The sequence below is a fragment of the Pseudoalteromonas sp. MMG013 genome, assembly GCF_018100885.1.
GTDB lineage: Bacteria > Pseudomonadota > Gammaproteobacteria > Enterobacterales > Alteromonadaceae > Pseudoalteromonas > Pseudoalteromonas aurantia.
This window is the reverse complement of sequence record NZ_JAGJEE010000001.1, coordinates 287,319-299,926: the sequence shown is the minus strand read 5'-3', so window position 1 is coordinate 299,926 and position 12,608 is coordinate 287,319. Positions and strand designations below refer to the sequence as shown.

Genomic DNA, 12,608 nt, shown 5'->3' with positions numbered 1-12,608 from the left:
TTATTTAGAGTCATTGCGTGAGTCTAGACGTCTAAAAGTAACAAATAACTTAACCGACTACTAGCGTTTCTTTAATGAGTAAAAGTTATTACATATTCTGTAAATGAACTGCCAATGATTTACCAACTTTTACTTCGTTCATACTTTCTAACGCAACAAAGAAAAATCAGGTTAACAATTGAAATTTATACTAATAAAGTTGGAATAGGCAATAAGCAAAAGCGGGAAATAAAAAACCCCGCAAAGCGGGGTTTGGATACAACATGTAAAGGTTGTCCCAATCAAGCGCCAGTAGCGCTAAAAAAGAACTCGGTTCTGACAACCTGGTATTAATTATTATTATATCCGGGTCGATTTGTTCACCTCTAGTTACAAAGGTGACAATGTCATTAAGCTTATGAACTTAATGTTTATTTTTATGTGGCGTACTATACAAAATAACTTGAAGAGAGTCTATTGAAATTATCACTTTTATATAAAAAGATAGTGGCTTTTTATGAGAAACAAAAAAGGCCGAACACCTGTTCAGCCTTTTGTTTTTTTAGCAACTTAATTAAAATTCATAGCTATAACTTACACTCATAGCTGTACCTGATTCTTTCTGACGAACAGCGTAACCAGATTGTGTTACTTCTTGGTCTTCACCCAGTAAGTTTTTCACTTTAAATTTAACTTTAGAGTTAAAATCTGGGTACCAAGTATACACTAAATCTAACGAGTGAAATGGTTTCTCAAATGCATCTTCTCTACCACCAATGCCTGATGCTAGGATCCGCTCACCAAATACGTTATATACCAAAGAACCACTGTGCATTCCGTCCACAGAGTCATAGTTCAATTGCATATTAACCACGTACTTAGAATGACCGGTCATTCTTTTAGTCGGGTTGGTCAAATTGCCTGCTAGAGCTGGATTAATCGACACTTCAGAATCACTCAGTGTAATGTTACCCGCGGTAAACAAACCACTGGTTACATTTGATAAATCATACATCCATTCAGCTTCAATACCGTACACTTCACCAGTGTCCCCATTTACAAACGTTGCGGTATAATCTTCATCACCCACTTTTAAAATGGTTTCAATTGGTGCAGTAATATCTTTGTAAAATGCAGCAACAGAGAAGTTATCTCCGTTATCCATATAATACTCAAATCGCGCATCATAGTTCTTTAAATCACTGCTTTTTAAGCCAGCAACACCGAACGTTTTAATATCGGTCAGCGGATCAAAATATGCAACGGCAACTAATTCACGCAAATCTGGACGGACAACAGTTTCACCATAGCCAAATCTCACTTGATAATTATTGTCAGCTAGGTAAGTAAGTGACAATGCGCTAAAAAAGTCATCATCATTGACTGTGCCAGCTTCAATTTTTGCAGCATCATAAAAAATGCCTTGTGTAATTCTATCAAAAATCAAACTAGACGTACCGATCGACACTTGCTTGAAATCTTCGTAACGAATACCGCCACTTACGCGCCAAGTATTGTCAAAAAACACGTCGAACTCAGCATATCCAGCATCTATTTTTTGCGCTGCAATATAATCATCGGCACTTGGCGCCGTTGGCTCATTGAAACTTAAGAAAAAGTCATTATTACCAACAAATTCATCCGTTACATACCCAGTAAGCCCAAGCACACCACTATCAGAATTGACCGGAATAGAAATGCCCGTCTCATTATTAATAACAAAACTCGATGTATTGTATACCCGCGCTCTGTCAGTAAAATCGTACCCTGTTTTTAAGGTGACTTCCGCTTTACCAAATGTAAGCGGTAATGTCACATTGCCACTGTACGACTTTACATAATCTTCCATATCAGTAAAGTTGTAAGTGACTCGGTTATCATCTCCGGTGACAATCGACCCTTCATATTGACCAGCTTCATTGTAGCTATCAATAAATTTATAATCGATGTTGGTCGGGATATCTGTCTCTGCCGTCGACTCAGTATACTGCCAGTCAAAGCCGATCCCCCCCAAGTCAAGGAACGTATGTTGACCAATTACTTGGTCAATATCAAGTGTACGTTCTTCATAATTGAACTTATGTTGACGCTGTGCTTCACCAGTGCCAAATATCGTTCTAACGGTACTGCCGTTTGGACTCTCAAGTACTGAGATTTCAAGCTCATCCTCATTATCTTCAAGGTATATTTTTGAGTATGTAACACTGTGTTGTTCGAGTTTATAGCCAATATTGAACACACCATTAATGCGTTCATTCTCAGTGGTCACTTTCGAATTTTTCACAGTGACATAACAAGAGTTACTGGCATCTTCGGCACTCACTAAGGTTGTGCTACAACCTTCTTGCAATGATTCGTCAACCACGGCCGTGTTTCGGTCGCTGTAATGCCAATCTTTGTCATAAGAGCCAGCCAACATTGCACCAATTGTGCCACCGAAATACGGCTCTTCAAAACTATCACCAATATTTGCTTTAAAATCATAATTTGGCGATAACGACTCTTCTTTTACCGTGATATCTCTGGGTAACGATAGTAGCAACGCTTTGTTGACTAAACCGGCTTGGTCAGCACGTGTCAGAGACTCACTGCCTGTTAATGCGTCTTTATCGACTATTCCTGCTAAACTGAAATCACCTCTATATCTTACAACGCCTTGTTTTAAAGCTTCAGGAATTCCGCCATCACTACGGTTGTAAGTAAATCCATCTGTTGCATTTGAATTTTGACCAACGCCAACTTCAAACCCAGCCGTAAATTCACTCGGTACTGACTTTGTTCGAATATCGATATTACCGCCACCAAACGCTGCTGGCATGGATGGTGAATAAGCTTTTTGTACCGCTAAGCTTTCGATGATACTCGCAGGGAAGATATCTAAAGGTACAACATTTCGTGTCAAATCAGGGCTTGGTACCGAAGCGCCATTTAGTCGAGCACTTGAATATCGCTCTCCTAAACCACGAACATATACAAATTTACCATCAACCAAAGTTAGCCCTGTCACTCGCCTCAAAGCAGACGCGACGTCACTGTCACCTGTTCGCGATAGCTGCTCTGCCCCCATAATATCGGCAACAAATGCTTGATTTTTACGCTCTTCAATTACCGCTGCGGCACTGCCTTGCAAACGTGTTCCAACAGCAACAACTTCTTCAATTGTTTGCTCTTCTGCCGCAAGTATTGGCATTGAAACGCCCACCATCAGTGTGGTGCTAACAGCTAAGGCTATTTTTTTAAGTTTCATGTGTTTATTCATTTTCATTCCTGCCAAAAATCATAAAAAAGGCGCAACCACTGCGCCTACTTTTTTGATAACAACCTAAATCGATATGATTAGTCGTTGTTAGCAGCTGTTACTGCTTTTTGAACCCACTTGTACCACTCGCTCGATGTGTCAGCATTTGAAACAGCACCAATGTAGTTAACTGATGTAAAAAAGCTGTCATTTAATGAGCTCAAATCATTTGCTGCAATCGTAATGGCTGTTGATGTTGAGTTAGTTGAAAAGCCATCTGCAGCAAGTACATCTTGCGCACCATCTAACACTAAGCTAGAACCTGCATTTTTAAACCACTCTTCTTTATCTTCGCCATTTGGAAGTGGCTCTGAACCTGATTTAAAGTTTGTGGTACACGCTAAAACAGAGTTGTGGAAATTAAGTGTATCAGCTTCTGCATTTGCAGCTGCATCCGAATCTTTAAATTCAATACATTTTGTATCTTGACCACCTTGCGCGGCTGCTGATTTCACAAACAACGCGTTGTAATATTGCCCCTGAATAGCGTCATCAAATTTTGCGGCCTGAGAACCTCGATTATCCCGGATAGAATTACCATCGGTCGTTACCACTGTAACATTTGCAATCATTGGGTTTGATGCTGGTACTTCACTATAATCAGCGCCTTTATTTTTCTCACCATCAGTTTCAAAACCATTGTTACCCATGTAGCCTTCAGAGCCTGCGGGAATTAACGCTGGGTTACCATCAGAATCTTGATACGTAACATCTTTTTTAGTTTTTATAGTACCATGCTGTACGTAGATAAACTGTGCTTTACCTTTCCAACCTGCATCAATGTCAATTGCATCATCTTGTGTATCCGTCACAACGATGTTTTTAATCGTCGAAGCACCGCCAAAGAATTCAATACCATCATCGAAACCTTGGTGAATGTGAAGATACTCAAAGCTTGAGCCTGACCCCACAGCATTTAATGTTAATGAATTTAAATCATCTCCAGGGCCGCCATCACGAGGACCTGAACCCGCGTACCAAATATTCGCGTATTTAATATGACCACTGCCATCTGCATTATCAGAACCACCAAAGTGACTCACAATACCTTCAGCGTTAGCATTACAAGTATTTTCAGCTCGTTCGACATTTGTACACTGATTTGTTAAGCCTTTACCATTGATGATGATACCGCCCCAGTCAGCAAACTGCGGACCAATATTCGCTAAATCAAACGCTTCGATTGTATTTGCTGAAGTAAATGAAATTGGCTTGTCAGCGGTGCCGATTGCATCAATTTTTGCACCACGTGCGATACGGATGATGGCTTCGCCTGATGTGAACGCAAGCGTCGCACCTGCTTCTACTTTTAAAGTAGGGCCATTCACTGGTACTGAACAACCCGTTGTAGTATTACAGTTCTCACCAATTAAAAGAGCACCTTTGAATACATGAGCGCCATCATTCTCTAAGTCTGCAAATGTAATATCAGATGCTATCTCTAAGTTTTTACCCGCGAAATCTGTACCGTATACACAATGAGGAGCTTGGAATGTACCTTGAACTTCCGTGCCAGAAACTGTTCTAGATGTACAAGGATTAGTCGGTGTTACAGGGTCAGTTGGAGTAGTTGGTGTTCCGCCTGTATCTGTACCAGTGTTATTTGTTGTGTTATTTGAATTATTAACACTTGTGTCATTAACGGTCGGTGTAACTTCTATATCACCACCACAACCAGTTAATGCCATCGCTGCTACAATCGCCGAAACTTTGAAAAGGTTTTGTAATTCCATTGCTAACTCCAATATGAGATATAAACTTATTATTTATGTGTTTTAATTTGTTGAGGGGTAAATTAGAATACTTTCATGACAAACAGGTTACAAAAACAACCTGTCATCAAAAGTTAACAAAAGAATTCTTAATTTATTTCAAATTAAAAAATCAAATAACGACTTTGGTTAATGATAAGTAAATACAGATTTAATAATGTATTTTAATTTGTTATTACAACAAAATATAATATAAAAGAAATGAAAAAAGCCGCCCTAGAGCAGCTTTGGTGTTGCGATTATATTTTTACAGTAAAGTTTGCTTTAATGTTTCAGCATGTATTTTTTCTTTTTTCACATACTTTATCCACTGCTTTGCAAGCCTTGCCGATTTTTTGTGCTTTTCTGCTTGTTCAAAAGCTAATATAGAAGCGTCAAAATTCGTAAGATTATATTGCGCCATGCCTAAAGCAACATACGCATTCGCTTCGAATGTTAGCTCCCCTTTATTTAAAGCACTACGTGCAGCATCAGCAGCTTCATCAAACATTTCTAAATTAATGTAAACTTCGGCCAAGCGTTGATCAAAATTACCGTGCTGTGTTTGACTGCTTGCTTGCTCAAAAAACGGGATGGCTTTTTCATCTTCCCTTGCTTGAATAAAGGCTTCTGCGATAAATGCATTATTTTTAGCATTATTTTCGACAACCTCAGCAGCTAAGCCTCTTTTTAATACTTGTGCGGCTTTATATGACAAACCATTAAACATATATACTTGCGCCAATTGCATATGTTCAGAGCGTGATTTGACAAATCCTTGCTGGTCAGCAGCTTCAAACAATGCTAGTTGTTTTTTCTCTTCACCAACTTCTCCGTACATGCCTGATAGCTGAATCCAATATGCAGGCTTATTATATAATCGAACCATTTTTTCCAGCACACTTACAACTTCTTTTGATTCACTCATTGAATAATGCAGTGCGCGTTTTAGTACTAACCAGTTTTCTTTTGGTATATCACCTTTATTTTCTGAAAGTGATATAACTGTATCAATATAACTGAGCGCTTTAGCGTACTCCTTCAACTGATAATGTACTTGACCTCTGAGTATATAATAAGACTCAGGCACAGGTTTATTATTAATTTCATCCCATGCATCGAGGTACTTACTCACTTTATTATAATCAGAGTTTGCCATTGCCAGCTGTGCTAGGCTAAACGTTGTAGATAACCTAAGTGATTCTGGTATTCCTTCCTCAGAAACTACTGACTCAAATGCAGCAATGGCTTTATCTAGTTCATTTTCATTATAATAAATGAACCCATAAAAGTTATACATCATTGCAATCTCATAAGAGTTCATACTTGATGCACGCTCTTTAATACCATCAAGTGCCTCAAGTCCGGCTTGGACATCACCATCGTCGGCAAGCTTTTGAGCACGGGCTAATTGGCTATATACTTTTTCTCTTAAAGCTGGAACCCGTTTGGTTTTTGTTTCAGCAAACGCTGTTCCTACATCAGTCATTGGAGTCAATGACAATATTACTGGTCCCACAGTCCCAGTCACAAACATGGCACCGTACAGTGCTAATAATTTAATTTTATTCATAATCGCATCCTCGGTCCGCAACAATTAACCGTTTATTTGGAATGATATTTTGTTTTGCACACCCGCAACTTCAACAGCTTCGCCATTAACAACTCGAGGCTTATATTTGAACTTTAGTGCGGCATCTAGTGCTGCGCGGTCAAAAATAGACTCGGGTTCTGCATTAATAACTTTAGGCGCTCGAACCGTGCCATTTTTAGTTACTATAAACTCTACAATCACATACCCTTCAATACCCCGAGACAAAGCGCGACGTGGATAAACGGGTGCTACTTTAACAATCGGTAAATATTCGCCATCGCTCGATTCTAGTGCAAGCCCGCCGGCCAGATTTACATCAGCCTCTACATTTGCACTGAAATCAAAATCAGCACCTGCAGCATCGAGGTTATTATTTTGCATTTGGGGGGCATCCATTGGTGGTGGCGGCTCTTTTGGCGTAGGTGGTTTTTGCGGTTTACGCTCTTTCTTTTGTACCGTTTCTTCTTTTTTCAAACGCACAAAATCAAGTACATTTCCTTTAACAGGCTCTGTCATTGCCCCTTCCCCGCCTTGGATAAGCGCCTGCATACCCAAGAACAAGAAGAAAGTAACAACACCTGCAATCACAAGTGCTATTAAGTAACGCATAGTTATGATTCCTGTGCAGCAATTGATACATCAAAGGCACCAGCGGCACGAGACGCATCCATGACTTTGATCAACATTTCAGTCGTGGCCTTTTTATCGGCTTGAATAACCACACTACCTTGAGGGTTTTCAGCTTTTAAACGCTCAATGTTCGCTTGAACTGCGCGGACATCAATTTGTCGTTTATTAATCCAAATCTCACCAGTATCGGAAATTGCAACTAAAATATTTGCACGCTGCTTTTTAACTGCAGTCGCCGCTTCTGGGCGATTTACATCAATGCCTGCTTCTTTGACGAATGATGCTGTAACGATGAAGAATATCAACATGATAAATACAACATCTAACATTGGGGTCATATTAATTTCTTCGGCTTCTTCTTCTTGAAACACTTTTGCTAATGGGGCTCTCATATTTTCCTCCTATACTTAACCACTTAATGGTCAAGTAACATTTTATCTTCTAGTAACTCAACTTCGCGTTTTGCTTTGCGCTGTAAATACGTCGATGCAAAAACACCTGATAATGCGCCAACCATGCCAGCCATAGTGGGGATCGTTGCTTTAGACACACCCGATGCCATTGAGCGAGCACTACCACTACCCGTTATAGCCATCACATCAAACACTTCTATCATGCCGGTAACCGTACCTAATAAACCTAAAAGCGGACACAATGCGACCATTACGTTGATATAAGATAAATTTGCATTTAACTGAATGCCAACCCGTGAAATCTGAGCTTGGCGTATTTGCTCTGCATTCCAGCTGTTGCGCTCAGCCCTGTTTTCCCAAAGTGATAAAACACTTCTTTTGTATGTGCGATACCGTCCAAATAGAAACATGAACCGCTCTAAAATTAGCAACCACATCGCAAAGATTATTAGACCGATGACCAAGAGAACTTGGCCACCTGTGTCTAAAAACTCTCGCAGCGTATTGATTGCTTCAATCAATAGCACCACGATTACGCTCCTTTTTCGCTACGCTCAGCAATGATCCCTGCACTTTGCTCTTGTAATATCAGTAGCAAGTTACGAGAACGGGTATTTAACAGCGTGTATAAGAATACCGTTGGAATAGCCACAACAAGACCTAGTACAGTAGTAACAAGTGCTTGTGAAATACCACCAGCCATTAATTTAGGGTCACCTGTACCAAATAAAGTAATTGCTTGGAAGGTATTAATCATGCCGGTCACCGTACCTAACAGGCCTAATAAAGGTGCTACAACCGATATAATCTTAATGAGCGTTAAATTACGTGTAATTTTTGGCATTTCTCGCAAAATAGCTTCGCTCAATTTTAACTCTAGGGTGTCATAAGCCACATTCGGGTATTGTTCTTTTACCTTCATAACACGACCTAATGGGTTGTCATCTCGTGCCACATCTTCTTTAAGTTGACGACGGATTTTTGCCCCCATAATCATCAAAGAGAAAAATCGCTCTAGTGCAATCAGCAGTGCAAGTACACCAACGCCAAGGATCACGTAACCAACCGCACCACCTTGATGAACCTGCTCTTGTGTATTGGGTGCTTGAACTAGCAAACCAAGTATAGAGCCACCTGTCGGGTCAAGCGCAAACTCAACCGTACCCGCCGTTGCTGATTGCAAGTCAGCAGCCGTTTCTGTGAATCGAGAAACAGGCTGACGCGTAAGCTCTGATGTTGTGTTTGTTACTGGGTTATATGTAAGGTATTTTCCATCAGCAATTAAGTTAAATGCACCAACTCTCAACACCTCTTTCGTCACCTTACTTCCACCAGCGACAATCACTTCACTGTTGTAGCGAGATACTTTACCTTGCTCTGTCATTTCCCGCTGCAATTCATACCACACCTTTTCGATGTCTTCGATAGATGCAAGGCGTGATGAAGAACCCATTTTTTTCGCCATTTCATCCATGAATGCACTTCTACCTGAGATTTGTGCAGAAACCACAGAAGTCTGAAATTTGTTACTTGAATCACCCGCAACTTGCTGCAACACACCAAATAGCTCCTTTAAAGAGCCCATTCTCTTAGACAAGGTATCTGTTAAGTTTTGCAGCTTGATTTCATTTTCTTCAAATGATGTTTCTAATCGTTCTGAACGTGATAACTCTCCGTTACGCTTATTTGTAAGCGCATTTAGCATAGACACTTGTTGGTCTTGCTTCGCGCGAAAGTCTGCTTCGCGCGCTTTGTTTTGCGTTGTTTGAGCTACTTGCCCTTGTTCTAACGTTTTAAGTAGCGAATCTAAGTTCAACGCTTGATCTGCCAATGCGCTTGTTGATAGTGCCAGTGTTGCTGCCAAGATGGCTTTTTGGCTAAACTGCTTTAAAAATTTCATCTTGAACCTCTATTTAGACGCGTGAACAGGTAGGGTAAGCATATCAGGGGCTAGTTGTTTGCGAGCAATACGCAGCCCTTTGTTGATTTGACTAATCGCTGTATCATCAACCGCAACAAATTGCTGCGCTTTTTGATCCCAGCTGCCGGCATGAGAGCCATCTTTGGTCACATATAGTAGCTCTAATCGACCGATTCGTAAGAAGTCTACTTCTCGCTCTTGACCATTTACGTCTAGTAGACTGGTATAAGCTTCGATTGTTCGGCCGTAATCCACTTCAACTTGGTAAGCTTCAACAACACGGCGAAACTTTTCACTCGATGTCACATCAGCTCGTTCCATCATTTTTTTAAGTGTTTCAACGCGCTCCGCGCGCTCTTCAGATAAAAATGGCACATCAAGAGCGACAAATTGCTCAAGACCTGTGATCATTCTTAACATCAAAGGTGTAATTTGGCGCTCTATAACCGACACCTGATCCATAGAGGCATTAATTGCAACCATTTCACTCAGTTGGTTTTCGATTTGCTTATCAAGTTGTGCGTTATAAACTGTCAGCCCGTCAATCTCTTTATTAAGCGTCTTGAATTTTTGCAGACGAGATTGCATTGAGTCTGAAATAGAATCAATTTTTGTTTGAGTAGTTTGAGCTGAATCATTGATCACATTGCTCTTGTCTATGACTTTTTGTAAGTCATTCGCTTGAACGCTTGCTGTAGTTGCAAATACAGTTGCAAGTAGCAGGGGTTTCACGCACTTCATCGCATACACCTTAGTTTTCTAGTAATTAAGTTGCGAGCAGTCTAAAGTCGTTTAATGACAAACGTGTTGCGATAAAAATACAAAAAAATGACAGTTGTCATAATAGAGAAACCAACCCTTTCAGGTACAGTATTATTAAAGGAATCTGAACAGTGAGGACGTATTTATTAGGCAAAAAAAACCAGCAAATAATTGCTGGTTCCTTAAATTTTTTGTTTATACTTTGAACTTCAATACCATTTCTTCAAGTTCATCAAACTGCTGTTGTAACTGTTTACATTCAGCCAAGGTACCATTTAAATTTTCTGCTCCTTGAACACTTAAGTCACTGATATGATGAATATCACTATCAAGTGATTGAATAACCGAGTTTTGTTCAGCCGTCGCACTTGCAACGGCATGATTTACACCATCAATGGACTCAATCGCATGGCTTACTTCCCCCATTTTATCACCCGCCGCTGTCGCTTGGAGCGCACTTTTAGCGGAGTCATCCAAGCTTGAATTCATCACGGCAACCGCTGATGCCGAGCCCTGTTGTAACTCAACAATGGTATTTTCGATTTCTTGGGTCGACTCTTGTGTTCTTTGAGCCAACTGCCGAACTTCATCAGCAACGACAGCAAATCCTCTCCCTGCTTCTCCTGCTCTAGCAGCTTCTATCGCTGCATTGAGCGCAAGCAGGTTAGTTTGCTCACTCACACTCTTAATCACTTCAAGTACTTGGCCAATACTCGCTGAGTGTTTATCTAAACTATCGACTGTCGACTGCGCTTTTGACATTTTGTCACTGAGCGATGCTATTTCCGCAATGTTTGCATTGAGTGCTGTTTGACTATCGTTACTCAGCTGGTTTGCCTCGCTGGCAAGTTCCGACGCATGGGTTGCATTATTCGATATTTCAACGGCACTAGAAGATAGTTCGTTAATCGCCGTAGCAACATTGTCAGTACGTTTAGATTGATCGCCATACATATTTAATGTGGATTGGGTTTGGTCTACCAAACTTTTTACTGAGTCATCAAGTGACACTGTTGTATCACGCACCTGCACAATAGAGTTATGGATCTTGTCTATAAATAGATTAAAGTAATTAGACAGCTCACCAAACTCATCATCATTCTCTACAACCAGTCGGCGTGTTAAGTCGCCCTCACCCTGTGCAATGTCTTTTATCGCTTCATTAAGATTAACAACCGGCTTCATCAAGTATTTGAGTAACACTTGTAACATGACCACAATAACGACCACACCCAAGAGCATATAAATAGCCGCCATATTTCTAAATGACGACACTGAAGAGTAAGCAATCTCTTTGTTGATCACGACCCCCAAATACCAATCAACATTTTTGATTCCTTTCATTTCAATAAAAGAAACCAGTTTATCTTGGCCGTCAATCTCGAGCTCAATAAATGCTTCATTTAATGGCACGTTACTACCAAACAACTCTGCCATTGGCTTGTCGTTAAATGCAGGATCAGGGTGAGATAAAATACGCCCGTTATTATCTAGTAAGAAACCATAGCCAAACCCTAAAAAGTCAATTTCGGTAATAATCTCAGTAATCGTTGCCATGTCGATATCACCACCAGCAACACCTGCAAATGCGCTACCATCATACATGGGAACCACAGCTGAAATAGTTAATTCATTTGTTGTGACATCAATATACGGGTTAGTAAATGCTGTGCTGCGTTTTGACTGCGCTAATTTGTACCATGGCCGAGTTGTCGCGTCATAATCTGCTGGAAGCTGAATACTCGGATCATCTAACACAAATTTACCACTGGGCATTCCGACATAGACATTTTTAAAGTCTCCTGCGACATCGGCCGTTTTCAAGCGCCTAAGAACCTGCTCTTCACTATCAGACTCTCGATGACCCAATGCGACAGACTCAACAACTTGTAATCGATCATTTAGCCAGTTGGCGATATTTTGGGAAACTGAATGAGATATTTCTTGAAGGACTGCGGTTAACTGAGTTTGCGTTTGTGTGCGCATCGACACAAAATTATTAACGGTAAACAATCCCAGTACAATGACAAGAACCAATGATGCTGCGATTGTGACTTTACTTGTGAACTTAAACGATTTGAACATCCTGAGCCTATTCTTTTGTATTTATTGCAGGGACTACTATCAACTGTAAGCTTGATATCCCACTCTACCCATAATTAGCAAAAATGAGAGCATATGTCTCTTACTTATCGGACAATCCTTTTGATAGTTTAGTAAATTACTGATTTAGTACTGCATAAAATAATTAAAAATACAA

General features: G+C 40.3%; 9 protein-coding genes. All 9 read right to left on the bottom strand.

Features of this window, described 5'->3' with window-relative positions; all coding sequences use genetic code 11:
- Positions 1-553: 553 nt before the first annotated feature.
- Entirely contained in the window at positions 554-3,238 is a 2,685-nt protein-coding gene (locus tag J8L98_RS01290; RefSeq protein WP_210994931.1) for a TonB-dependent receptor, read from the bottom strand.
- A gap of 77 nt (positions 3,239-3,315) precedes the next feature.
- Positions 3,316-5,010: a hypothetical protein gene (locus tag J8L98_RS01285; RefSeq protein ID WP_210994930.1), complete on the bottom strand. Its 1,695-nt coding sequence runs from the start codon at positions 5,008-5,010 to the stop codon at positions 3,316-3,318.
- A 286-nt stretch (positions 5,011-5,296) separates the two neighbouring features.
- A complete protein-coding gene (locus J8L98_RS01280) occupies positions 5,297-6,565 on the bottom strand; it encodes a hypothetical protein (RefSeq protein WP_247682392.1) in 1,269 nt (422 codons plus the stop codon).
- A 60-nt stretch (positions 6,566-6,625) separates the two neighbouring features.
- Positions 6,626-7,231, bottom strand: a complete 606-nt coding sequence (locus J8L98_RS01275) for an energy transducer TonB (RefSeq protein WP_210994928.1) — start codon at positions 7,229-7,231, stop codon at positions 6,626-6,628.
- Positions 7,232-7,233: 2 nt separating this feature from the next.
- The gene (locus J8L98_RS01270) at positions 7,234-7,644 is read right to left on the bottom strand and encodes a biopolymer transporter ExbD (RefSeq protein WP_192509289.1); all 411 of its coding nucleotides are present in this window, start codon (positions 7,642-7,644) and stop codon (positions 7,234-7,236) included.
- Positions 7,645-7,667: 23 nt separating this feature from the next.
- Positions 7,668-8,195: a MotA/TolQ/ExbB proton channel family protein gene (locus J8L98_RS01265; protein WP_210994927.1), complete on the bottom strand. Its 528-nt coding sequence runs from the start codon at positions 8,193-8,195 to the stop codon at positions 7,668-7,670.
- Between the two features lie 2 nt (positions 8,196-8,197).
- Positions 8,198-9,565: a MotA/TolQ/ExbB proton channel family protein gene (locus J8L98_RS01260; protein ID WP_210994926.1), complete on the bottom strand. Its 1,368-nt coding sequence runs from the start codon at positions 9,563-9,565 to the stop codon at positions 8,198-8,200.
- Positions 9,566-9,574: 9 nt separating this feature from the next.
- Positions 9,575-10,327, bottom strand: a complete 753-nt coding sequence (locus tag J8L98_RS01255) for a DUF3450 domain-containing protein (protein ID WP_210994925.1) — start codon at positions 10,325-10,327, stop codon at positions 9,575-9,577.
- 216 nt (positions 10,328-10,543) lie between these two features.
- A complete protein-coding gene (locus J8L98_RS01250; protein WP_210994924.1) occupies positions 10,544-12,433 on the bottom strand; it encodes a methyl-accepting chemotaxis protein in 1,890 nt (629 codons plus the stop codon).
- Between the last annotated feature and the right edge of the window lie 175 nt (positions 12,434-12,608).